Origin of the sequence: Sphingomonas prati (assembly GCF_014643515.1) — a bacterium.
Classification (GTDB): domain Bacteria; phylum Pseudomonadota; class Alphaproteobacteria; order Sphingomonadales; family Sphingomonadaceae; genus Sphingomonas_R; species Sphingomonas_R prati.
Map to the genome: position 1 here is coordinate 152,524 of NZ_BMJP01000002.1, position 24,285 is coordinate 176,808.

Annotated in this window: 20 protein-coding genes and 1 tRNA gene; 12 read left to right on the forward strand and 9 right to left on the reverse strand. The window is 68.1% G+C overall.

Going from position 1 to position 24,285, the window contains the following annotated elements; all coding sequences use genetic code 11:
- The first annotated feature begins 40 nt into the window (after window positions 1-40).
- The 3 genes from IEX50_RS08600 (at window position 41) to IEX50_RS08610 (ending at window position 3,578) form a co-directional block, all read left to right on the forward strand.
- Window positions 41-1,288, forward strand: coding sequence for a putative DNA modification/repair radical SAM protein (locus IEX50_RS08600; RefSeq protein WP_157174723.1), 1,248 nt, complete (start codon window positions 41-43; stop codon window positions 1,286-1,288).
- Between the two features lie 100 nt (window positions 1,289-1,388).
- The gene (locus IEX50_RS08605) at window positions 1,389-2,132 is read left to right on the forward strand and encodes an outer membrane protein (protein ID WP_157174722.1); all 744 of its coding nucleotides are present in this window, start codon (window positions 1,389-1,391) and stop codon (window positions 2,130-2,132) included.
- Window positions 2,133-2,186: 54 nt separating this feature from the next.
- Complete coding sequence (locus IEX50_RS08610; RefSeq protein WP_157174721.1) at window positions 2,187-3,578, forward strand: UdgX family uracil-DNA binding protein; 1,392 nt, start codon at window positions 2,187-2,189, stop codon at window positions 3,576-3,578.
- Window positions 3,579-3,647: 69 nt separating this feature from the next.
- On the opposite strand, the gene IEX50_RS08615 is transcribed toward IEX50_RS08610, so the two are convergent.
- From IEX50_RS08615 to IEX50_RS08630, 4 genes are all read right to left on the reverse strand, one after another.
- Window positions 3,648-4,469 carry an aldo/keto reductase gene (locus IEX50_RS08615; RefSeq protein ID WP_157174720.1) on the reverse strand — a complete coding sequence of 274 codons (822 nt, stop codon included), beginning with the start codon at window positions 4,467-4,469 and terminating at the stop codon, window positions 3,648-3,650.
- Window positions 4,470-4,937: 468 nt separating this feature from the next.
- Complete coding sequence (locus IEX50_RS08620) at window positions 4,938-5,705, reverse strand: thioredoxin domain-containing protein (protein ID WP_157174719.1); 768 nt, start codon at window positions 5,703-5,705, stop codon at window positions 4,938-4,940.
- A 25-nt stretch (window positions 5,706-5,730) separates the two neighbouring features.
- Window positions 5,731-6,441, reverse strand: a complete 711-nt coding sequence (locus IEX50_RS08625; protein WP_157174718.1) for a thioredoxin domain-containing protein — start codon at window positions 6,439-6,441, stop codon at window positions 5,731-5,733.
- Between the two features lie 35 nt (window positions 6,442-6,476).
- Window positions 6,477-7,076 carry a DUF721 domain-containing protein gene (locus IEX50_RS08630; protein WP_157174717.1) on the reverse strand — a complete coding sequence of 200 codons (600 nt, stop codon included), beginning with the start codon at window positions 7,074-7,076 and terminating at the stop codon, window positions 6,477-6,479.
- A gap of 14 nt (window positions 7,077-7,090) precedes the next feature.
- Between IEX50_RS08630 and IEX50_RS08635 the strand changes: the two genes are divergently transcribed.
- Together IEX50_RS08635 and nudC are read left to right on the forward strand one after the other, a co-directional pair.
- A complete protein-coding gene (locus tag IEX50_RS08635; RefSeq protein ID WP_157174716.1) occupies window positions 7,091-8,167 on the forward strand; it encodes an A/G-specific adenine glycosylase in 1,077 nt (358 codons plus the stop codon).
- Window positions 8,164-9,087, forward strand: a complete 924-nt coding sequence (gene nudC, locus IEX50_RS08640; protein WP_157174715.1) for an NAD(+) diphosphatase — start codon at window positions 8,164-8,166, stop codon at window positions 9,085-9,087. The genes IEX50_RS08635 and nudC overlap by 4 nt, the downstream gene beginning before the upstream one ends.
- 151 nt (window positions 9,088-9,238) lie before the next feature.
- Here nudC and IEX50_RS08645 read toward each other — a convergent pair whose 3' ends face one another.
- Window positions 9,239-10,141: a prephenate dehydratase gene (locus IEX50_RS08645; RefSeq protein WP_157174714.1), complete on the reverse strand. Its 903-nt coding sequence runs from the start codon at window positions 10,139-10,141 to the stop codon at window positions 9,239-9,241.
- 134 nt (window positions 10,142-10,275) lie between these two features.
- Here IEX50_RS08645 and IEX50_RS08650 point away from each other — a divergent pair, with 134 nt between their 5' ends.
- Window positions 10,276-10,977 carry a c-type cytochrome gene (locus IEX50_RS08650; RefSeq protein WP_157174713.1) on the forward strand — a complete coding sequence of 234 codons (702 nt, stop codon included), beginning with the start codon at window positions 10,276-10,278 and terminating at the stop codon, window positions 10,975-10,977.
- 139 nt (window positions 10,978-11,116) lie between these two features.
- Here the strand turns inward: IEX50_RS08650 and IEX50_RS08655 are convergent, their stop codons facing one another.
- Window positions 11,117-11,761, reverse strand: a complete 645-nt coding sequence (locus IEX50_RS08655) for a DUF1345 domain-containing protein (protein ID WP_229673828.1) — start codon at window positions 11,759-11,761, stop codon at window positions 11,117-11,119.
- A gap of 106 nt (window positions 11,762-11,867) precedes the next feature.
- Between IEX50_RS08655 and purS the strand changes: the two genes are divergently transcribed.
- From purS to IEX50_RS08685, 6 genes are all read left to right on the forward strand, one after another.
- Window positions 11,868-12,098 carry a phosphoribosylformylglycinamidine synthase subunit PurS gene (purS, locus tag IEX50_RS08660; RefSeq protein ID WP_157174712.1) on the forward strand — a complete coding sequence of 77 codons (231 nt, stop codon included), beginning with the start codon at window positions 11,868-11,870 and terminating at the stop codon, window positions 12,096-12,098.
- Window positions 12,099-12,102: 4 nt separating this feature from the next.
- Window positions 12,103-12,762, forward strand: a complete 660-nt coding sequence (gene purQ / locus IEX50_RS08665) for a phosphoribosylformylglycinamidine synthase subunit PurQ (RefSeq protein ID WP_157174711.1) — start codon at window positions 12,103-12,105, stop codon at window positions 12,760-12,762.
- Window positions 12,763-12,899: 137 nt separating this feature from the next.
- Entirely contained in the window at window positions 12,900-14,876 is a 1,977-nt protein-coding gene (locus IEX50_RS08670; RefSeq protein ID WP_157174710.1) for a DUF4394 domain-containing protein, read from the forward strand.
- A gap of 100 nt (window positions 14,877-14,976) precedes the next feature.
- Window positions 14,977-15,053 (forward strand) — tRNA-Arg (locus IEX50_RS08675).
- Window positions 15,054-15,253: 200 nt separating this feature from the next.
- Entirely contained in the window at window positions 15,254-17,245 is a 1,992-nt protein-coding gene (locus tag IEX50_RS08680; RefSeq protein WP_157174709.1) for an alpha/beta hydrolase family protein, read from the forward strand.
- Between the two features lie 236 nt (window positions 17,246-17,481).
- Window positions 17,482-20,226, forward strand: a complete 2,745-nt coding sequence (locus IEX50_RS08685; protein ID WP_188699452.1) for a calcium-binding protein — start codon at window positions 17,482-17,484, stop codon at window positions 20,224-20,226.
- A gap of 149 nt (window positions 20,227-20,375) precedes the next feature.
- On the opposite strand, the gene IEX50_RS08690 is transcribed toward IEX50_RS08685, so the two are convergent.
- From IEX50_RS08690 to IEX50_RS08700, 3 genes are read right to left on the reverse strand one after another with little or no spacing between them, the layout of a single operon-like run.
- Entirely contained in the window at window positions 20,376-22,823 is a 2,448-nt protein-coding gene (locus IEX50_RS08690; RefSeq protein WP_157174707.1) for a TonB-dependent receptor, read from the reverse strand.
- A complete protein-coding gene (locus IEX50_RS08695) occupies window positions 22,789-23,709 on the reverse strand; it encodes a FecR family protein (RefSeq protein ID WP_157174706.1) in 921 nt (306 codons plus the stop codon). The genes IEX50_RS08690 and IEX50_RS08695 overlap by 35 nt, the downstream gene beginning before the upstream one ends.
- Complete coding sequence (locus IEX50_RS08700) at window positions 23,706-24,209, reverse strand: RNA polymerase sigma factor (RefSeq protein ID WP_157174705.1); 504 nt, start codon at window positions 24,207-24,209, stop codon at window positions 23,706-23,708. Before IEX50_RS08700 ends, IEX50_RS08695 begins: the two co-directional genes overlap by 4 nt.
- Window positions 24,210-24,285: the final 76 nt, after the last annotated feature.

The following is a 24,285-nucleotide window of genomic DNA, read 5'->3' on the forward strand; positions in this document are numbered from 1 at the left end:
GCATCTGGACATTCGGGTCAGCAGAACATAGATTGAACAAATGGCGCAACTCGACACTCGTGGAAAGCTCGCCATCCTCGCCGATGCCGCGAAATACGACGCGTCCTGCGCTTCGTCCGGCACGTCCAAGCGCTCCAGCGCCGGCAAGGAAAAGGGGATCGGCTCGACCGAAGGCATGGGCATCTGCCACGCCTACGCGCCCGACGGCCGCTGCATCTCGCTGCTCAAGATCCTGCTGACCAACAGCTGCATCTTCGACTGTCATTACTGCATCAACCGGAAGAGCTCGAACGTCCGCCGCGCGCGCTTCTCGGCGGAGGAGGTCGTCAACCTCACGCTCTCCTTCTACCGCCGCAACTATATCGAGGGGCTGTTCCTCTCCTCGGGCATCATCAACACGCCCAACTACACGATGGAGCAGCTGGTCGAAGTCGCGCGCTCGCTGCGCGAGGACCACCAGTTCCGCGGCTACATCCACCTCAAGACGATCCCAGACGCCGATCCAGAACTCGTCCGGCAGGCCGGGCTCCACGCCGACCGCGTCTCGATCAACGTCGAACTGCCGACCGTCGGCGGGCTGAAGCGGCTCGCCCCCGAAAAGTCCGCCGACCGCATCGACGGCGCGATGCGCGAGATGAAGACCTCGATCGAGGACGGCCACGACGCGCGCAAAAAGTACCGCGCCGCCCCGAAATTCGCCCCCGCCGGTCAATCGACGCAGATGATCGTCGGTGCGGACAGCGCGAACGACGGCGATATCGTGACGAAGGCGTCGACGCTCTACGACCGCTTCGGCCTGCGCCGCGTCTATTATTCCGCGTTCAGCCCGATCCCCGACGCATCCGCCATTCTCCCGCTGAAGCGCCCGCCGCTGATGCGCGAACACCGGCTCTACCAGTCCGACTGGCTGATGCGCTTCTACGGGTTCCAGCCCAAGGAGGTCGTCGCCGCGACCGACGCGGACGGCATGCTCCCGCTCGATATCGATCCGAAGCTCGCCTGGGCGCTCAAGTTCCGCGAAACCTTCCCGGTCGACGTCAACCTGGCGCCGCGCGAACTGCTGCTTCGCGTCCCCGGCCTGGGCGTGAAGGCGGTCAACTCGATCATCGTCAGCCGCCGCTGGCGCGCGCTCCGCCTCGACGATGTCGGCCGCCTCACCGTGTCGATCGCCAAGGTCCGGCCGTTCATCTCCGCCACCGACTGGCGCCCCGTCACGCTTACCGACCGCGCCGATCTAAAGACGCACATCGTCCCCAAGAAGGAACAGCTCGAACTGTTCGCCGCCTGACGCCGAACCGGCGACGGTCCGCCCGGAACTTCACGCTTTCCTAGTATCTTACGCCCTAGACCCGCCCCGATCGCAGTTCCGCATCGCATCCGGGGTTCTCATGCACGTATCGCAAATCGCCGTCGCCGCCTTCGCCATTCTCGCCGCCCCCGCCGCGGCCCAGGACTACCCCGCCAGCCCCGCGCCGCAATCGCCCATGCTCGCCTACGCGCCCGTCTATGACGACGCGCCCGCCGACGTGTTCGCCGGCCCGCGCATGGAAATCCACGGCGGCTGGGATCATGTCGGCCTGCGCCTGAAGGCCACGTCCACCGACGCCGCCGGCAACGCGGAGAGCGCCGCGCTCCAGGCACCCGACGACGGCTTCACCTATGGCGGCAGCCTCGGCTGGGACATCGCGCTCAGCAGCACGCTGATCGCGGGCGTCGAAGCCGGGATCGAAGACAGCTCGATCCGCGAATGCGCCGAAGTTTACGGCCTCGACGAAGCCTGCATCAAGGCCGGGCGCAGCGTCGAAGTCGGCGGCCGCATTGGCCAGGCGCTCAGCAGCCGGGTCATGGTCTATGCGCGCGCCGCGTACGTCAATTCCCGGGTCAAGGCGAACTATGTCGATTTCGAAGGCATCCTCGACAATCAGTCCGCCAAGGCCAATGTCGACGGTATCCGGCTCGGCGCCGGGTTCGAGGCCGCGGTGACGCCCAACCTCTATCTCAAGGGCGAATATCGCTACACCGACTACAACAACTACTCGCTGACCGCGAACTACTCGGACGGATCGTCCGACCGCGTCGATCTCAGCCTCGATCGTCATCAGATCCTCGGCGGCATCGGCCTGCGTTTCTGATCATTACCTGACGGGTCGCGGCAACCCGCGGCCCGTTCATGCGTCTTGCACCCCATGCGCGTCGCGACCCTGGCATCGGAGGATGATTTCGACGGGTGGCGCGCCGCCGCCCGCACTTTGGCGCTGGCGCAGGTCGCACCGCACGACGTCGTCTGGCAGGTCGGCGAACGCCCCGCGGATCTGTTCGGCGACGAAGCTTCGCCCGACGCCGCGCCCGGCGCGTTCTCGGTCCCCCGCCCGTTCGTCGATCTCGCCCGCACCGCGCTCTGCCACCGCGATCCCGAACGGTTCGCTTTGCTCTACACGCTGCTCATCCGCGTCCGCGCGCAGCAGGGCCTGCTCGACGACCGCGCCGATCCGCTCGTCCAGCGCATCGAACTGATGGCCAAGGACGTCCGGCGCGACATGCACAAGATGCGCGCCTTCGTCCGGTTCCGCGAACTGGCGGTCGACGGCGGCGAAACGCGCTACGTCGCCTGGTTCGAACCCGACAATCACATCGTCCGGATCAATGCGGACTTTTTCGCGCGCCGTTTCGCCACGATGCACTGGTCGATCCTCACCCCCGGATTGTCGGTCCACTGGGACGGCACGGCCCTCGCCTTCGCCCCCGGCGCGCGCAAGACCGACGCCCCCGACGGCGATCCGCTCGAGGAGATGTGGAAGACCTACTATGCCGCGATCTTCAATCCGGCGCGGGTGAAGGTCGGCGCGATGACCAAGGAAATGCCGCGCAAATATTGGAAGAACATGCCCGAAACCGCGCTGATCCCCGATCTGCTCGCCGGCGCACAGAAAAGGGAGAGTGGTATGATCGAGACCGCCCATGCCGACATCGGCGACAATGCCCGAGCCGCCTGGGAGGCGCTCGCCGGCGAGGCCGCCGGCTGCACACGCTGCCCGCTCTACGGCCCCGCGACGCAGACCGTGTTCGGCGAGGGCCCCGTCGATGCGCGGCTCATGTTCGTCGGCGAACAGCCGGGCGATCAGGAGGACATTGCCGGCCGACCGTTCGTCGGCCCCGCCGGCCAGTTGTTCGACCGCGCGATCGCCGCCGCGGGCATCGACCGCACGCAGGTCTACGTCACCAACGCGGTCAAGCATTTCAAGTTCGAGGAACGCGGCCGCCGCCGCATCCACGCCAAGCCCGGCGCGCCGGAGATCGATGCCTGCCGCTGGTGGATCGACCAGGAACGCGTCCTGGTCCGCCCCGCTGTCACGGTGGCCCTCGGCGTCACCGCCGCCCGCTCGCTGCTCGGCAAGGTCGTCACCATCTCCGGTACCCGCGGCAAGCCGATTACCCTCCCCGACGGCGGCGAGGCGTGGATCACCGTCCACCCGAGCTACCTCCTCCGCCTCCCCGACAAGGTCCAGGCCGAGGAGGAATATGCCCGCTTCGTCGAGGACCTGAAGGTGGCGCAGGCCCGGGTCACGGCGACCGCCTGAGGCACGCCTTTTCTCAGTCCACCCGTTTGGTTTGGGCCTGTCGAGAACCCCCCGCCAGGCCCGAACCCATCATCCGGCAAACGTCGTCGGATCCGGCCCGATCCGCCCGTCGCGCCGATCCAGCGCCGCGATCGCCCGCTCGTCGTCGGCATCCAGCGCGAAGTCGAAGATCGCGAAATTCTCCGCCAGCCGCGCCGGGTTGGTGGTCTTCGGGATCACCGTCAGCCCCGCCTCGATATGCCAGCGCAGCACGACCTGCGCCGGCGTCTTGCCGTGCTTCGCCGCGATCGCGGTGATCGCCGGATCGGCCAGCGCCGCGCCCTGCCCCAGCGGGCTCCAGCTCGTCGTCACGATGTGGTTCTCGTCATGATAGGCGCGCAGTTCGACCTGCTGGAAACTCGGATGCAGCTCGATCTGGTTCACCGCCGGCACCACGCCCGTGTCGTGAATGATCCGTTCCAGATGATCCATCGTGAAGTTCGACACCCCGATCGACTTCACGCGCCCTTCTTCGCGCAACCGCACCAGCGCCTTCCACGTCTCGACGAACCGCGTCTCCTCGACGAACGGCCAGTGCAGCAGATAGAGGTCGACCCAGTCGAGCCCCAGCCGGTCGAAGCTCTTCTCGAACCCCTTCAACGCCGCGTCATAGCCGAAATCGTCGCGCCACAGCTTCGACGTCACGAAGATCGTCTCGTCCCGCGCCCGCACGCCCGCCCCCGTACCCGCTTCGTTGCCATAGATCGCGGCGGTATCGACCGCGCGATACCCCGCATCGATCGCCGCCTGCACCACGCCCGCGGTGTCCTCGTCCGGGATCTGATACGTCCCCAACCCGATCTGCGGCATCGACCGTCCGTCGTTCAGGGAAATGCTGGGCTGCTCGGTCATCACGGATGCTCCTGTTCGGTTACCGGTCAAACGCCCCGCCCGAACAATGGTATGCACCGCACCCGAACCTCAAACACCAAACCCGTCCATCCCGAGCGAAGTCGAGGGACCCGTCGAGCACAGCCAAGACGCCAACGCATCTGCACAGGACGACGTGGAGGAAACCCCCACCCCCTCCCCGTTCGGTTCGAGCTTGTCGAGAACCCGGCGCAGTTCTCGACAAGCTCGAACCGAACGGGGGGAAGAAGAAAGGTCAGTCCGGCGGCAAGCCCACACCTCCACCGCACCCCACCCGTTCGTGCTGAGTAGCGACCGAGTAGCGCCCCTCGGCGCGTATCGAGGGCGCGCATCGAAGCACCGCACCCAGCCTTCGATACCGGTCTTCGCCTCCGCTCAGCCCCTACTCAGGCCGAACGGCGGTATGAGTGAGCAGATCAGAAAGGGGGGCCCGCAAAGCCCCCCAAGCCCTCAGGCGCCAACAGCCTTAGCCAACACCGGCTTCAAAGCAGCCCAATCCGCCACGTTCGGCACCGGCTTGTTCGCGATCAGGAACGTCGGCGTGCCCTGCAGATTATACTCGCTCGTCGCGCGCGCGCTCATCTTGCCCAGTTCGTCGACCGCGGCGGTATCGGTCAGGCACTTGGTCGCCGCCGCTTCCGGAATGCCGCGCGCGCGGAAGAAGTCGATCAGGCCCAGCTTCTTGCCCCATGCCAGGAACTGCGTCTGCGGCGGCATCGCCTGCATCTGGGTCTGCTCCGCCTCGGTCATGCCCTTCACCGCGTCGAACAGCATCATCTGGTTCTCGAACATCTGCTGGCTGAGCTGGAAATACGGCTCCGCCCCGCGGCACCGCGTCAGCAACGCGGCCGGCACGTCGAGCACGTTCAGCATGTAGTTGCGGAACTCGTAGCTCACCTTGCCCGGCGCGATGAACTGCGACTTCAGCTCGGGCAGGCCCTCCTTCTCGAACACCGCACAATGCGAACAGCTGAGCGCGCCATATTCGACCAGCTTCACCGGCGCGTCCGGGTTGCCCATCCGGAACCCGCCGTCGGCCGTCTTGGACACGGTCTGCGTCCAGTCGCCACCGGCCGGTGCAGCGACGGGCGCGACCGGCGACGCAGGCGCCTCGACCGAAGCGGTCGCGCTGCCGGCGCTGTTGCCGGCGTCCTTGCTGCCGCATGCGGTCAGCGCCAGCGTGGAAAGCCCGAGGGCGAGGAGGGTACGGGTCATCATCTTGGTTCTCCGAAGAAAGGGAATGTCAGCGGACCGCGGCGGCGAGCCTGGGCTGCAACGTGGCCCAGTTGCTCGTCGCCGGCACGATCGTGCCGTTGATCAGGAATGTCGGCGTGCCGGTGATGCGCCGCTTGTTGAACGCCTCGTCGGTCATCGCCGCGACGATCGCGGTCTGTTTCCGGTCCGCCAGGCACGCCGAGACCCGCGCCGGAGCCATGCCGCGCGCCTGCGCTTGGCGGTCGAACCCGGCGGCCCGCGCCATCGCGGTCAGCGTCGCGGCGCCGTTGGGGTCCGCCGGCCGCCCGACCTGCGTATCGAAATAGACCTGCGCCTTGGGCAGCCAGTCCGCCTGCGTCGCCAGAATCCGCTCGCTCGCCGGGAAATAGCCCGCCGGCCCCGCACAACGGCTCAGCAGCACGCCCGCGAAATCGAACCCGTCGCGCACCGAATTGCGCACCTCCAGGCTCACCAGCCCGCGCGCGATATAGTCGCGCTTCAACGCCGGCATCCCCTCCGCCGCGAACGCCGCGCAGTGCGAACAGGTCAGCGACAGATACTCGACCAGCTTCACCTTCGCGCGCGGATTGCCCATCACATAGGTGCCGGCCGGCGTCGTCGCGATCGTCCGGGTCCAGTCGGTCGCCGCACGTTTCGCGGGAGTCGCGCTCGCACCCGCCGCGAGTGCACCGGCCCCGACGGCCGCGAGCATCGCCAGCCCGGCCGCCGCCCCGCGCATCGCGGATCGTCCCCGAGATCGCCCACTCTCCATGCTCACCGCACCTTTCCCATCACCGGAATGTCCATCACCGGCGGCCCGTTCGACGTTGCCAGCGCACCGGCCAGCCCGGCGAGGCACGCGCGCAACTCCGGATCCGCGATCGCCCGCAGGCTGTCGCCGATCTCGGTGGACACCGCCACCGCCGGCCGCAGCTTCGCCGGCGCCGGCCGCCGCACCGCCGCACCCTGGCGGATCGCGATCCGCGCCACCGCGGGATATCCGAAGAACCGGTTCACGCGCTCCACGATCGCCGGCGCGACATGCTGCATCATCACCGCATGCGCACCCTCGACGACGAGGGTCAGCACGCCTTCGGACCGCGCACCGTGCGGAAACCGGATCGATTCGGGGCTCGACACCCCGGCATAGCGTTCGCCGACGATCTCGGGCCAGCGCGTCACGACCGACGACTGCACGAACCCGAACCGCCGGAACGCGGCACGGCCTACGTCGGGCAGCATGTCCGCCACCGCACGCGCCGCCCCGCCGCGCTTCCGCTCCGGCACGGCGGGCGGCTTCGGTTTGGCGGCGGCACGCGGCTTCGCGGCTTTCGGCGTGGGATTGGTCTCTGGTTCCGTCATCCCCCGCTCCATGCCATAGCGGCCCCATGCCCGTCGATATGTCCGTCGTTCCGCCCGTCGATAGCGGCGTCGATATTTCCGCCACCCTCCTCGCCTGGTACGACGCGCATCACCGCACGCTCCCCTGGCGCGCGGCCCCCGGCACGCCCGCGCCCGCTCCCTATCGCGTCTGGCTGTCGGAGGTGATGCTGCAACAGACAACGGTCGCCGCGGTAAAGGCCGCATTCCTGCGCTTCACCACACGCTGGCCGACCGTGGCCGATCTGGCGGCGGCCGACGATGCCGACCTGATGGCCGCCTGGGCCGGGCTCGGCTATTATGCCCGCGCCCGCAACCTGCTCGCCTGCGCCCGCGCCGTCGTCGCCGACCATGGCGGCCGCTTCCCCGATACCGAAGCTACTCTCCGCGCACTACCCGGCGTGGGCGCCTATACCGCCGCCGCGGTCGCCGCGATCGCGTTCGGCCGGCGCGCGGTGGTGGTCGACGGCAATGTCGAACGCGTCGTCACCCGCTTGTTCGCGATCGAACAGCCGCTACCCGCCGCCCGCCCCGCGATCCGCGCCGCCACCGACATCATCACCCCGGACACCCGCGCCGGCGATTTCGCGCAGGCGATGATGGACCTCGGCGCCACCATCTGCACCCCGCGCCGCCCGGCCTGCGCGATCTGCCCGCTGCGCATCGGATGCGCCGCGGTCCGCACCGCCGACCCCGCACGCTTCCCGGTCAAGGCCGCCAAGACCGCCCGCCCCGAACGCCACGGCGCGATCTGGTGGATCGAACGCGGCGACGCCGTCCTGCTCGTCCGCCGCCCCGCGCGCGGCCTGCTCGGCGGCATGCGTGCGCTGCCGACCGGCGACTGGACCGACACGCCGCCCGACGATCCGCCCCCGCTCCAGGCGGACTGGACCGCGCTGCCCGGCACCGTCACGCACGTCTTCACGCATTTCCGCCTGACGCTCACCGTCTTCCGCACGGTCGTGATCCGCGATATCGCGCCCGAGCTGGACGGCGTCTGGTGGCCGCGCGCCACCCTCGCCGACGCCGGCCTGCCCACCCTGTTCGCAAAGGCCGCCACTTTGGCCATGGAGTCGCCGCGATGACCGACATTCCCCCCGATCGCCGCCCCTCCCACCTTGACGGCAGCCTCGTTCCCGGCTTCACCGGCTCCCCGCTCGACCGCGTCGATGCCTGGCGGCAGGATCCGGCCGCGATCATGAAGGCGCTCAACGACCCGCGCGCCTGCCTGCTGCGCATGGAGGGGCTCGATCCGCTGCTCGACGCCGATGGCGCGCTCGACTGGGGCCATCTGGCGGAGGCCGCCTGGGACGCCGAACTCGCGCTGCTCGGCCTGATCGGCGGCATCCCGCGCTTCGTCGCGCTCACCCCGGCCGTCCCCCACGCCGCACGGCGCAGCCCCGCGCTGAACGGCATGCTCGATTACCTCGAGCCCGCGCAGGCCGCCACCTACGCGGCGGCACGCAGCCTGATCGACTGGCACGCCCGCCACCGCTTCTGCGCGAACTGCGGCACGCCCACCACGCTCTACCGCGCCGGCTGGGGCCGCCGCTGCCCCGGCTGCCGCGCCGAACATTTCCCGCGCACCGACCCGGTCGTGATCATGCTGGCCGAACATGCCGGCTGCGTGCTCGTCGGCCGCCAGCGCAGCTGGCCCACCGGTCGCTACTCCGCACTCGCCGGCTTCGTGGAGGTTGGCGAATCGATCGAGGAAGCCGTCGCCCGCGAACTGGCCGAGGAAGCCGGCGTCGTCGCCACCAGCGTGCGCTACCTCGTCAGCCAGCCCTGGCCCTTCCCCTCGCAACTCATGGTCGCTTGCATCGCCCCCGTCGCCGACGCCGCCCTCCACCTCGACCAGCATGAACTGGAAGACGCCTTCTGGGCCACCCGAGAAGACATCCGCGCCGCCCTCGCCGCCGAACCCGACGCCCGCTTTATCGCGCCGCCGCCCTATGCCGTGGCGCACACCCTGTTCGCGCGCTGGCTGGCGGAACAAGCGGACTAAACGCTGTTTTGATCGCTTTTGGTCAGTCTACCCCAACCCGTTTGGTTCGAGCCTGTCGAGAGCCTTGCGCAGGGTTCTCGACAGGCTCGAACCAAACGGGTTGGTGCGCGGGCCAATCAAAGGTCCCACGAACCCTGGCCACAAACCGCCCCTAATCCCCCCGGGCCCGCGCCTGAGGATAGGTCCCCAGCACCCGCATCCACTTGGTATGGAACGCCAGTTCCTCCAGCGCCCGCCCCAGCGCCGGATCGTCCGGCCGCCCATCGACGTCGCAATAGAATTCGGTCGCCGCAAAGCTCCCGCCACGCTGGTAACTCTCCAGCTTGGTCATGTTGATCCCGTTGGTCGCGAACCCGCCCATCGCCTTGTACAGCGCCGCGGGCACGTTCCGCACCTCGAACACCAGGGTCGTCATGCACGGCCCGCCGAGGTCCGCCTCCGCGGGCGCCCCCCGCGCCAGCACCACGAACCGCGTCATGTTGTGGTCCGCATCCTCCAGCCCGCGCGCGATCACCTCCAGCCCGTACAGCCCCGCCGCCATCTCGGGCGCGATCGCCGCCTGGCCCGGCTTCCCCTCTTCCGCCACCAGCGCCGCCGCACCCGCCGTATCGGGATAGCTGACCGGCCGGATGCCGCGCGTGCGCAACCAGTCGCGGCACTGGCCCAGCGCTTGCGGATGGCTCACCGCCTCGCGCACCGCATCGATCGTGGTGCCAGCCTGCGCCATCAGGCTGTAGCGGATCGGCATGAAATGCTCGCCGGTGATGACCAGCCCCGATTCGGGCAGCAGGAAATGGATGTCCGCCACCCGCCCGTGCAGCGAATTTTCGATCGGGATCATCGCGCAGTCGGCCCGCCCCTCGCGCACCGCGTCGATCGCATCCTCGAACGAAAAACACGGCAGCGGCAGCCCGTCCGGAAACGCCGTCATCGCCGCAATATGCGAATTGGCCCCCGGCGCGCCCTGGAATGCGACCGTCCGGTCGGGGGCGGCGGCGGCATCGGCGGTCATCGCGGCAACGCGGGCACGGGCGGGGGCGGGGTAGTTTTCCATGGGCGCCCCCGCGTTTAGGGTCCGGGCGGCCAAGCGGCAAGCATGCTTGCGATGCGGCGGTTCGCCACTTAAAGGTCGGCGGTCCGGCGCGGTCACGATCGGGCACGGCACGACGCAGGGGAGTTTCACACGGCATGGACGATCGCGGCAATACCATCGCGGGCTGGGTGCTCTTCGGGGGCATCGCCGCCCTTGGCCTGTCGATCGTGACCGGTGAATATTTCCACGCCGAACGCCCCGAGAAGATGGGTTACGTCGTCGAAGGCGTCGAGGCCGAGGAAGGTGCCGGCCCGGCCGTCGCCGAAAAGCCGATCGAATTCTATCTCGCCTCGGCTAGCCCCGAAAAGGGCGCCGAAGTCTTCAAGAAATGCGCCGCCTGCCACACCGATGCGAAGGGCGGACCCAACGGCGTCGGCCCCAACCTCTACGGTTCGGTCGGCAAGGCGCACGGCCACGTCGCCGGCTTCCCCTATTCCGACGCGCTGAAGGGCAAGCCCGGCGTCTGGGACTGGGCGAACCTCAACGCCTGGCTGACCAGTCCGAAGGCCTATGCCCCCGGCACCAAGATGACCTTCGCCGGCCTCAGCAAACCCGAGGACCGCGCCAACGTAATCGCCTATCTGAACTCGACCAGCGACAGCCCGCTGCCGATGCCCGCCGCCCCGGCCGAAGCCCCCGCGGCCGCCCCCGCCGCCGGCACGTCTGCCGCCCCCAGCACCCCGGAAGGCGGCGCCTCGACCGTCCAGACCGAAGCGCAGGCCGCCAAGAGCCCCAAGGGCAACATCGCCGGCGAAGCCGCTCCCGCCACGTCGGGAACGAGCAAGCAGGAGAAGTAGGGCTGCTTCTCTCTTAGTCCCTCTCCTTCAGGGGAGGGGTTGGGGTGGGGGCAACAGCACCTCACCCCCACCCTTATGGCTGTAAAGAGGTCAGCCCCACCCCAGCCCCTTCCCTAGGGAGAGAGGCTAAAAAGAACCCCTACCCACTCCCCAGCACGTTGATCGTAAACGCCACCACGCCCAGGTTGAACGCGAACGCCGCGATCGAGTGGAACAACACCACCCGCCGCATCGCCCGCGCGCCGATCTCCACGTCCGACGTCTGGAACGTCATGCCCAGCGTGCAGGAAAAATACATGAAGTCGCCATAATCCGGCTCCTCCGTGTCCGGAAAGCGCAACCCCTGCCGATCACGCCCATCGGCACCCGCCAAATAGAATAGATGCGCATAATGCAGCGCGAACACCAGGTTGCTGAACGTCCAGACCAGCGCCAGCGTGCCCAGGATCAGCCACACCGTCCCACTGTCCGGCCTGCCCTTCTGCGCCAGCTCCGCCGCCACCGACACCAGCACCACCAGCATGACAAGCAGCGTGATCGCCAGTAGCGCCGCGCGGTTCGCGTCGTTCACCTTGGCCGTCGCGCGCATGCCCCCGGCGCGCATCCCGAACAGCGGCACGGCCGACAGCAGGAACGCCGCCCCCGCCACGTCGAACCCCGCCATCATCCCCAGCCGCCATCCGAACATCAGCGTCGCCGCGGGCACCGCCACCGCCGCCAGCACGCCGAACAACACAAACCGCGGCGGCGCCACCGTCCGCCCCATCCAATCCAGTCTGCGCATCCCGTCCGCCTTTCCCACGTCATCCATCGCAACGATCGGTGCCAAGCATCTTGCCCCAAACCGCGCGTCCCGTCATAGAGCGCGCGAAACCGCCCGAAGGCAGGCCATGAAAACCCGTATCCACGTCACGCTCAAGACCGGTGTCCTCGATCCGCAGGGACGCGCCATCGCCCACGCACTCGAAGGGCTCGGGTTCGCCGGTATCGGCGACGTCCGCGTCGGCAAGCTGATCGAGCTCGAACTCGCCGACGGCACCAGCGATGCGGACATTGACGCGATGTGCCGCAAGCTGCTCGCCAACACGGTGATCGAAAATTACCGGATCGAGCGGGCCTGACGCCATGAAGACCGCCGTCATCGTCTTCCCCGGGTCCAACTGCGACCGCGATCTGGCCGTGGCGCTGCGCGACGTGACCGGCACCGCGCCCGTCATGGTCTGGCACCGCGACACCGAACTGCCGGACGGGATCGACCTGGTCGGCGTCCCCGGCGGCTTTTCCTACGGCGACTATCTCCGCTCCGGCGCGATGGCCGCGCGCAGCCCGATCATGCGCGCGGTCGCCGATGCGGCCGATCGCGGCGTCGGCGTGCTCGGCGTCTGCAACGGGTTCCAGGTGCTGACCGAGGCAGGGCTCCTGCCCGGCGCCCTCATGCGCAACGCCGGCCTCGGCTTCGTCTGCCGCGACGCCGCGCTGACCGTCGGCGATGCGGACAGTCCGTTCCTGAAAGGCTATGCCGCCGGCGAAACCGTCACCATCCCGGTCGCGCACCATGACGGCAATTATGCCGCCGACACCGAAACGCTCGACCGGATCGAGGGCGAAGGGCGCGTCGCGTTCCGTTACGCCGACCATGTCAACGGATCGGCCCGCGCCATCGCCGGCATCGTCAACGCATCCGGCAACGTGCTCGGCATGATGCCGCACCCCGAACGCGCCGTCGAAGTGGCGCATGGCGGGCAGGACGGCCGCCGCCTGTTCGAAGCATTTCTTGCCCGCTAAGTAACGACAAAACTGATGCGTCGAAGCAACAGTTTCAGTTTATTGCAGGTCTTGTAGTTCTTTTGCATCATTGACGCTTTGCCCCCCGTAACTCACCCGACCGCGGAACCGGTTGATGGTCAAGGGAGGCAAAAATCATGCACAAGAACACTAAGCGCGCGATCCTTTTCGGGGCGGGCGTCACCGTCCTGGCGGGTGCCGCTTCGGCACAGTCGGTCCAGACCTTGCGCAGCGGCACCAACGCCCTCGTCTCGGTCAACGCGTCCAGCCCGGGCACGATCACCCGCACCACCGCGATCACCGGCATCGCCGCCGGCCGCACGTTGCAGGGTTTCGACTATCGCCCGGCCAGCCCGCGCATCCTCTACGCGCTCGATAATGTCGGGCAGCTTTATTCGATCAACGGCCGCACCGGCGTCGCCGCCGCCGTGGGTTCGCCCATCACGCAGGCCGCCAACCCGACCGGTGCCGCCGCGGGTCTCGACTTCAACCCGACCGTCGACCGGATCCGCTACGTCAACGGCAACCGCACCGATCTGCGTCTGAACCAGACCAATGGCACGCTCGCCGCCACCGACGGCACGCTCACCTATGCCGCGGGCGACGCGCGTTTCGGCACCGCACCCGTGCTCGCCGGCGCCGCCTACACCAACAATGTCGCAGGCGCGACGACCACCACGCTCTACGTGCTCGACACGTCGGGCGGCACCGCGCGCCTCGCGACGCAGGGCAACGCAACCGTCGGTCCAAACACCGGCACGCTGTTCTCGGTTGGCACCAGCACGGGCATCGCGACCAACGGCAATGTCGGCTTCGACATCACCCGCTCGGGCCAGGCCTATGCCACGCTGACCAACCCGACGACCGGCGTCACCTCGCTCTACGCAATCAACCTGGCGAACGGCACCGCGACCGCACTCGGCGCGATCTCGGGCAACACCACCTATAACGGCCTCGCCGCCGAACTGGCGTCGTTCCAGTCGATGGGCCTGACCCAGAACCAGCAGAATGTCGGCACCGTGCTCGACAACTTCACCGGCACGCCGAACGACGGCACGATCGGCATTTTCAACGGCATCGATGCGCAGACCGGCAATGCCGCGGCGCAGTCCGGTCTGCTCCAGTCGCTGACCCCGGCGGCGTTCCAGTCGCTGCCCGACATCTCCTACGGCGCGCTTGAATCGCAGGAATCGACCGTGCTGCGCTACACGCGCGACCTGCGCGGCAACGCCGTCAACACCGACGGAAGCCGCGTGACGCTCGATGAAGCCGGCAAGGTCGGCGCCTGGGTCAGCGGCGGCAGCCGGTTTGGCTCGGTTGACGCGGCGCAGGATCGCTACCGTACGAAGACCGATGAGTATCACTTCCTCGGCGGCGCCGATTACCGCCTGACGCCGAAGACCGCGATCGGTCTGTTCGGCGGCTACAGCAACACCGATGCAGACCTCGCGCCCGGCAATACCGCCAACGGCACGCTGGAAAGCTGGTTTGCCGGCGCTTACGCCACCGCCGGCATCGGCCCGTTCTACGTCGATGCCTGGGGCAGCTATACAGACCTCGACTGGAAGCTTTACCGCAACCTCTCGTTCGGCAACTATTCCGGGTCCACCTTCGCGCGCACCAGCGGCCGCATCATCACCGGCGGTGCTGCCACCGGCCTGAGCTTCCAGATCCGCAACTTTGAAATCGAGCCGTTCGCGCAGGTTCGTTATGCCGATCTGAAGATCGACGGTTTCACCGAAACAAACGGTGCGGCGTTCGCGCTGGTCGTGCCGAACGACATGAACCGCGTCTCGATCCGCTCGAACGTCGGCGCACGGCTTGGCACGAAGTTCGAAGTGGGCGGCGCCACCATCCGTCCGCAGGTCCGCGGCGGGTATATGTACGAGTTCCGCAACCAGCGCCGTAACATCGTCGCCGGCTTCCAGCAGCCCGGCATCGGGTCGCAGTTCAACTTCGTCACGACGCCGTTGTACCAGGATTACTACAACGCCGGCGCGTCGCTCAACATCTCGGGCAACGGCCCGCTCTCGCTGGTCGCCGACTATGATGCGCAGTTCGACAACCAGCGTCAGTTCCACAACTTCACGATCGGCGCGCGCCTGGCGCTCTGATCCGACGAGCACGGTGGCGGCGCACGGCGTCGCCACCGGATGTTCCGCTGCCCCACGCAGCCTTCCCGAACAGGCGCTTTTCGCCTATGCCTCCGTCCGGGCGCCCGTAGCTCAGTCGGATAGAGCACTAGCCTTCTAAGCTTGTGGTCGGTGGTTCGAATCCACCCGGGCGCGCCACGCTTTCAGGGCAGTTCCTGCACCTCTTGTCGTGCCGCGTCGGATTACCCACCGGTGGTGAGGCGACAGGGCGCGATTTTGAGCGTCCATACCGAAATCATCTCCCGGTAGTCTCGGTTCTCGACCCCGGATTTCCCCGCCGCGTCCCTTGCGTGGCGGAACGGTCCCGTTAGACTGGATCGCCGGGGGAGAATACGGGAATGGCGGGAAAGAAGTGGGCGGTCGTCTGCATGGCGGCCGTGGTTGCGTGGCCGGCGGCGGCGCAGAACAAACAGGCGATGCAATTCGGTGCGCGCGAGACGATCCAGCAGGTCAGCCTTTCCCCGGACGGTGCCCATGCGGCGCTGATCGTTGCAGGGGACGGTCGGTCCTCCAGGCTGATCGTCGCCGATCTGGTCACGGGCATCGTGCCGAAGCCGATCCTGGCCGCGTCCGGCGATCCGGAAAAGCTCACACGTTGCGGCTGGACGAGCAACACGCGGCTCGTCTGCTCGATGCGCACGGTGCAGCGCGATACCAAACTCATCGGCTTCACCCGGATGCTCGCGCTGAACAGCGACGGCTCCGACATGAAGATGCTGAGCGCGAACCAGCGCTCCAGCGCACTGGGTCTCAACCAGAACGGCGGCACCATCATCGACTGGACCGGCGACGGCTCACCCGGCAGCGTGCTGATGACGCGCGAGTTCGTGCCGCAGGAAACAACAGGCACACTCCTGGCGAACACACGAAACGGCCTCGCTGTCGAGCGGATCGACACCGTGACGATGAAGCGCAGCGTGATCGAGCGACCGCGCGCGACCGCGCAGGAGTATATCTCAGACGGCCGCGGCAACGTGCGGATCATCGGCCTGCGCGCGCAGCTTGACGATGGTCAGTTGGGCAATACGGTGACCTACCAATATTCCAGGGGAACGGAGCGCGACTGGCTGCCGCTCGCGACCGTCAAACAGGGGGCCTCCGGGTCGACGGGGTTCGATCCCCATGCGGTCGATCCGACGTTGAACGTCGCTTACGGCTTCGCCGCGGCAAATGGCCGGACTGCGCTCTACAAGGTCGCGCTGGACGGCAGTCTTAAGCGGGAGTTGGTCCTCGCGCGGCCGGACGTCGACGTCGATTCCCTCATTCGGGTCGGCCGGCAGCAGCGCGTGGTCGGCGTTTCATGGGTGACCGAGCGCCGCGAAACCGAGTTCTTCGATCCCGAACTGAAGAAGCTGGGCCTGGCACTCAACAAGGCGCTGCCCGGTCAGCCGCTGATCACCTTTGTCGATGCGAGCGCGGACGAGAGCAAGCTGCTGCTCTTCGCCGGAAGCGACAAGGATCCGGGCACCTACTATCTCTACGACAAGGCCACGCGGAAACTGGGGCCGATCCTGGCGGCACGCGCCGAGCTCGCCGGCACCGTCCTCGCCGAGGTCAAGCCCGTTCGCTTCCCGGCGGCCGACGGGACCATGATCCCCGGCTACCTCACCCTTCCGCCCGGCAGCGACGGCAAGGGCCTGCCTGCGATCGTGATGCCGCATGGCGGGCCGGCCGCCCGCGACGAATGGGGGTTCGACTGGCTGGCGCAGTATTTCGCGTCGCGCGGTTTCGCGGTGCTCCAGCCGAATTTTCGCGGGTCTAGCGGCTACGGATCGAAGTGGTTCCAGACGAATGGCTTCCAATCGTGGCGGACGGCGATCGGTGACGTGACGGACGCAGGACGCTGGCTGGTCGGGAACGGCATTGCCGACCCGAGAAAGCTGGCGATCGTGGGCTGGTCCTATGGCGGCTATGCGGCCCTCCAGTCTGCGGCAACGATCCCGGATCTATTCAAGGCCGTCGTGGCGGTGGCACCGGTCACCGACCTCGACGTGCTGCGCGAGGAATCGCGTGGCTACACGAACTCCGCGCTGGTCAGCGCGTTCATCGGGACCGGCCCGCACGTCGCGGCGGGATCGCCCGCACGTCATGCCGCGGACATGACGGCGCCGGTCCTTCTGTTTCACGGCGACCGCGACGAAAATGTCGGCGTGGGTGAATCGCGGCTGATGGCTGGCCGGCTGAAAGCCGCCGGTCGCCAGGTTGACTATGTCGAGTTCAAGGGACTGGACCACCAGATCGACGATGGCCCCGCACGCACGCAGATGCTCGACAGGGCGGACGCCTTCCTGCGGCAGGCGCTCGGAATGGCAACGCCATCCTCGAACTGAACCTCGCGGGGAATAAGTGATCCGCCCGTCCAAGGTTCGCGTGGCTCAGGTCAGCATTTCTCGCTACATCTGTTCGAAACATTCGCGCCTGCCGATGAACAGCTGCGTCCACCCACCGAAATGTGCTCAACCGTAGTTATGCGTGATCATAGTGTCACACCATCATATCGACCGTGGATTGCATCGCCCCTGGTGAAACTCTAAGCGCTTCCCAACAATGGGGGGGGGAATGAAGCGTGGCTGATCCGGATACCGTCAGGCCGACATTGAAATCGCTCGGATTCCCCAGCTCGATCAATATTCAAGGAACGGGCACGCCGGTCCTGTTCTCGGCGGGGGCGTCGGACGATAGCAGCGGCATTCGAAACGTGATCGTCACGCTCGACCAAGCATATCTTGATGCCCGGACGAATTCCTTCGTGCGCGAAATCAGTTTCGCCGGCGGGTCCGGATCGGTCAGCGACTGGAGCAGCTTGAACCCGCAGGTCTTCGGCCCGGCTTCCCCGTCCGGCACCTACCGTATCACGAATGTCAGCGTGTTCGATCAAGCGGGCAACAGCCAGATCTATTCGCCGGCCGACCTCACCGCCCTGGGTATCCGGAACGAATTCTCGGTCTCGTCGCCCGGCCCGTCCACGGACAGAACGCCACCCGTCCTCACCTCGCTCGTTCTGCCCGATACGATCAGTCTCGGCACGGGCAGCACGGGCCTCGTATCATCCATCGGTGCGACCGACGACGCGTCCGGCGTCGCGCAGGTGTCGGTGATCTTCGACCGGCCCTTCCGGCAAGGCGGTTCGAATTCACTCAATCTGCTGTATTCGAACGCGGCGGATTTCCGCGACGACGGTCAAGTTACCAAGACCGACTTCCTGTCGAGCGATACCCCGGTCGGCCGATACATCGTCCAGCGTGTCGAGGTGACCGACGCAGCCGGAAACGTTGCCGTCTATGGTTGGGACAAGCTCGCCGCGATCGGCGCGTCGACCGGCTTCACGGTCGTGAATACCAACCTGTCGCCCACCGTCTCGATCGTCCAGCCCGGGTCGATACGCGAGGGCGATGCCCCCTTCACGCTCGGCCTGAACCTGACCGGCGGCACAATGGGCCTGGTCAACGTCTCCGTCGTTGCCGGGGCGAACAGCGGCCGGACGGACGACCTCATCGGGCCGGCCTACGACACGGCACCGTTCAGCAGCGACGACCGGACTCTGGCGCTCCCCGCCGTCGCCATCGTCGACGACTATGAGGTTGAGCCGGACGAAACCGTCTCGGTCTATGTCACGGCACGGGGGCAGGTCTTCGCCAACGGCACCGATCGAACGACCGTCACGCTGACGCTGATCGACAATGATCGCATCGGGACAGACGCAGGCGAGACGATGCGCGGGGATGACGGCCGGAGCTCGCTGTCCGGTCTTGGCGGCGACGACACGATCGTCGGGTTGGGCGGCGACGATCGGCTGTTCGGGGGAAGCGGCGCGGACATTCTCGATGGCGGCCCGGGCAACGACAGCCTGTACGGCGGCGACGGGGACGATAGTTTGATCGGTGGCGACGGCACCGACGTCTATGATGGCGGTGCCGGGGTCGATCTGGCGATCCTGACGCGGAATCTGTCCGACTATAACGTCATACGGACCGATGCGGACGACTTGATCCTGTCCGTCCGCGGATCGAGCATATCCCAGACGCTGACCAGTTCGATGGAATATGTCGCCTTTTCTGGTGGTCAGACGCTGACATACGCGTCGTTGAGCACCTATGGCCAAGCAATCGATACCTCCGGTGACGACGTGTTCGTCGCGCCGGCCACCGGGACCGTGCGGTTCGACGGCGGGCTTGGCAACGACACGTTCGTACTGAACGGCAATGTCGCGGACTACCGGCTCACCCGTGCGCCCTTCGGCTATTCGGCAAGCGAGCAGGCGCGCGTCGGCGACTTCATTCTGACCGCGACCAACGGCAGCGGGACCTATTCGGTCAGCCAGTCTGTCGAGACCATCCGGTTCCAGAACGGACAATATCTATCGTTGCAGGACCTTCCGGCGTTTATCGCAGGCGACCCGCGGATGACGCTGGGTGCGCTGCAGGACGACCGGATGTATCAAACGCAGGTCGCGGGCTACCAGGCGTTCGGCGGGCTGGACGGCAACGACACCGTCTATCTTCTGGGATCGGCCAGCGATTATGCGGTTCGCGCGATGCAGGCCCAGGCACCGGTTCAGGGCGGCGGCACCGTTCGGCTGATCGGCGTGGAACTGGTCGCAACCAACGGGAGTGGCTCGCTGCTGATCGACAGCAGCGTGGAGACGGTCCAGTTCCGCAACGGGCAGCGTCTGGCGTTCGCTGATCTCGATACGTTGTCGGCGGCTCCCGCGACGCCGGGCACGGTCCTGTATCTGAAACTGCCGGGGGATCCGATCGGCTCCGTCACATTCGGCCGCGACGATTTCCCCGGTTTCCGGTCGGATGGAAATGCCGACCGTGTCCTGCTGAATGGAAACGTCGGTGACTATACGCTCGGTCGGCCCGATGGATCGACTTATCGGTTGACGCTCACCACATCCGGCGAGGACGCGGAGGTGTTCAACATCGCCACGTCCATCGAAAGCGTGCAGTTCCGGAACGGGCAGTATCTCGCCCTGAAGGATCTAGCCGCTTATGTGAACGGTGTCTCGACGGTGACGACGGGAACCGGGTTCGACGATGTCCTCATCCTGCCCCGCGGCGGCGACCATGTGCTGAACGGCGGCGCCGGGCTCGACGCAGCGTATCTGCAGGGGAACGTGAACGACTACACGTTGCGCACGGTCAGCCCGACATCGGTCAACGGCATGCCCATCAATGGTTTCGAGCTGGTCGCCGACAACGGCAGCGGCAACATCCTGATCGACCGCAGCACGGAGGTCGTCCACTTCGAGAACGGCCAGTATCTCGCAATCCAGGACCTGCCGGCATATGTAGACATGTTCGTCTGACGCCGACGTCGCGGTGGTGCCGGGCACCCGCCTTGGGTACCGCGTAACGGCTTCTGTCCGGACCAAGATGTATTAGACCGACCCGACCACGCCGCTTCCAGGCCTGTGGCCGGTGGATCGAACCCGCGCCGGCACGCTACATTGCTCCGTCAGAACCGTGTATCGATCCCCACCCGCACCGTCCGCGGGCGTAGCGGCGTGACCTGGTCGCGGCCAGTAGCGAACGGGGTGCCCAGTGCGAAGCGGTTGCCGCGCGTGTTGACGATGTTGGTCATGCTCGCGGTGATCCCAATCCGCTCTAGCCCGATCCGCGCGGACAGCCCGCTGTCGAGATAGCTGCCCTGCAACTGGCCCAGCACCGGCCCGACGCCCAGCCGCGATGCGCCGACATAACGGAGCCAGCCGTCGACCTTCAGGTCCGCGCGCACGCTCAACGCCTGCTCGAACACCGCCCCCGCCCGCGCCGTCACGCGTGCGATGTTCGGGATCTGCATCCGCGCCAGCACGTCCGCGCGGGCGGTGGCCGGGTCGGCGCCGGCCAGGCTCGACAAAGCGGAGACCACCGCCTGCGACGGCTCGTCGATCCGGCTGGCATTGTACGTCGCCGCCCCCTCGATCCGCAGGCCGGGCGCGATCCGCGCGCCGACCACGCCCTCGATCGTCCACAATCGCCCGTCGCCGATGTTGGCGGTGCTGGGCAGCCCCGATCCGTCGATGAAATCCGCCTGGATGTCGCGCCATAGCGTGCGCGCCACCGTCACCGCGACGTCCAGCCGATCGACGTTCGGCCGGCCGGACCGCACCCCCGCCTCGATCGTCGCCACCCGGTCGCTCCGGAACCGCCGCACGAAATCGCCCTCGATCGCTAGCCCGCCCGGCCGGAACCCCTGCTGATACCGCAGGAACAGCTGCGCATGGCGCGTCAAGTCGACGATCGCCGCCGCGGACGGCAGCACGATCGTCTCCGCCCGGCTGGCCGCCACCGCCGCCAGCGCGGCGACCGACGGCTGCACCGCCCGCGCGACATCGGCCCCCTCGCCGTCCAGCACCGACCGCGTCACCCGCACGCCCCCGGTGGTGAGCAGCCCGGGCAGCAACCGCACGCTCCCCTCGCCGTAGAGCGTCGTCTCGGCCACCCCGTTCACCACGCCCGTCGTCGGCGACAGCGCGTCGGGCGCGCCGTACAGGCGCGTCAGCCGCGTCCGGTTGTGGACATAGCTGAACCCCGCCAGCCAGCCCGACCCGTCGCGCGCCGATTGCCACAACCGCGTCTCGTTCGCCCGCATCCGCGTCCGGTTGGCCTGCGCGAACAGCTGCACCGGCCCGTCCGGCGGCGTGGCGTCATAGCGTTCCATCAGGTCGTGCGCCGTCACGCCGCTGGTCGATCGGAACCGCACGTCGCCGAACGCACCCGACAACACCAGCTGCGCCTGCAGGAAATCCGCGCTGAACCCCTCCGTCACTGGCGCGGACCGCGTCAGCGGCACACCGTCGCGGTCGGCATATTGGCTGTCCTCCCCGCGGATCCGCTGCCCGATCCCGACCAGCGCGACGCTCCAGTCCGCGCCCAGATCGAGCAGCGCGGTCGCCCGCCCCCCGGCGATCCGCGTGCGGTTCACGTCGGTCCGGTCGAGCAGCGGCTTGTCGATATAACCGCCTTCGCTCGCCGCATCCGCGACGATCCGCACCGCCAGCCGATCGGCGACCAGCGGCACGTTCAGCACCGCCTGTACATCCGCCCCCGGCGCGCCGTTTTGTGTCGTGGACGCCCCGCCCGACACGCTCGCGCTCGCCCGTGCCAGATTCGGCGCATTGGGCACCAGCCGGATCAGCCCACCAAGCGACCCCGCGCCGTACAGCGTCCCCTGCGGCCCCTCCAGAACCTCGACCGCCGCCAGGTCGGACAGCCGCAGATCCGGGTCCGGCGCGTTGTAACTCAGCCGCAGGTCGCCATAATATTGCCCGACGGTCGCCTGCGTCGGGCCGGTAAAGCTCGAATCAGCGATCCCGCGAATGAACAGCTTGTTGCGCCCCGCCCCCAGATAGGTCGACGCCACGCTCGCCGTCCGCGCGACCAGTCGGTCGGTCCCGCCCGCCCCGCCAAGGTCCAGCTCGGCCCCCGCCACCCGCACATAATGCCCGGCGAAATGGTCGCGCGTCGTGTCGCGCTTGCTCGCCGTCACGACGATGTCGCGGTCCGGCGTCACCATGGGCGCGGGCGACGGGACGGGGGCCACCCGCCGCGCCCGCCGCACCACCGCGACCGGCCGCCGCACCATCCGCCAGCTGCCCGGCCCGATCCGCTCGGCCGTCGCACCCGCGCGCCCGGCCACCACCGCCAGCGCCGCCGCGGCATCCCACCGCCCGCGCAACGCCGGCACGGGTCGCGACCACAAGGCCGGATCGGGCACGACCACGCTGATCCGCGCCAGCCGGCCGAGTGCCGTCACCTGCTGCCCCACGGTTCCGGCGGGCAGGTCGATCGCGACCGTTCCGGCCACCGCGGGTGCAGTCGCCAGTCCGAATGCCGCGACCGCCCAGCCGATCTTCACCGACCCAGCCTCATTGGCGCGGTTCCAGCGTCCAGCCGCCCGCATCCTGCCGCACATCCACATCGAGCAACATGCCGAGCAGCACCGGATCGTCCTTCAACCCCGCGGTCGCGATCGTGCCGCGGAACGTGCGTCCCGCCACCGCCGGCGCCGCCACCACCCGCCGCGCCAGCTGCCGCGACAGGTCCTCCGCCACCTCGCTCAGCGGCGCATTGTCGAACGCCAGCCGCCCGTCCTGCCAGCTGCCGACATCCGCCACCGCACGCGGCTCGCGGCGCAGGGTCCGCCCGTCGGACAGCACCGCCTGACCGGGGTCGAGCCGCATCGCCGCCCCGTCCGGATCGACCATCACCGCGCCCTCCGCCACCGCGACGCGCGTGCCGCGACCGGTGATCTTCACGTCGAACACCGTGCCCAGATCGGTCAGCGTCAGGTCACCGACCCGCACGTCGAACGGATCTTGCGCATCGTGCCGCACACGGAACAGCACCTGCCCACGCTCCACGGCCGCCACCCGCGCATCGCCGCGGTCAAGCGCCAGCCGCGATCCGCCCGCAAGTACGACGCTGCTCCCGTCGGCCAGCGCCACGACGCGCTGCTCGCCGGCCGCCGTCTCGACCGCGAAGGGCTGCGGCCGCTCGCTCCACACGCCGACCCCCACCGCCGCGACCAGCATCGCCGCCAGCGCACCACCGATCCAGCGCCGCGTCGGCCGCGCCACCGGCCCGACATCGTTCGCCGCCACCACGGGTTCGGCCGCCGCGACCGCCGCGTCCTGCACCGCCGCCGCGATCCGGTCGTAACGCGCTGAATTCGCCGGATCCTCCTCCAGCCACCGCATGAAACCGTCCCAGTCGGCCGCCTCCGGATCGGCCATCCGCACCGCCCAGTCCAACGCCTGTTCGTCCGCGCCGCCACGCCCGCCATTCATGATAGTCGTTCCTTCAACTCGGCTAGCGCGCGGTACGCGGTGCGCAGGTCGCTCTCGACGGTGCTGAGGCTGATCCCCAGCTCCGCCGCGATCTGGCGCTGCGGCACGCCGTCGATCCGCGCCCGGCGGAAGATCGCCTCCGCCCGCGGCCCCAGCGCGGCCAGCGCGGCCGCTACCCGCGCCGCCTCCTGCCGCGCCGCGATCGTCCGGTCCGCACCCGGATCGGGCGAGGCATCCCCATCGCCGCGCTCCTCGACCCACGCCTGGTCGCGCCGCTCCGCCTGCCGCCGCGCGCGGTACCGGTCGATCATCAGCATGTCCGCCGCGCGGAACAGATAGGCGACCGGATTGCCGATCGGCCCGTCCATCCGCCCCGCCAGCTTCAGCCACAGATCGTGGACGATATCCTCCGCCGCCTCCCCTGCGCCACGCGCAACCAGGAAGCGGACCAGCTTGTCGCGATTGGCCAGGAAGACGGCCTCTAGCCCGGTGGGCGACATGACAGTGACTTTGACCGGTCGAACAGGGGAGTGAGCCGCCCGCCTAACCGATCGGCCGCCGTCGGGATAGTACCCG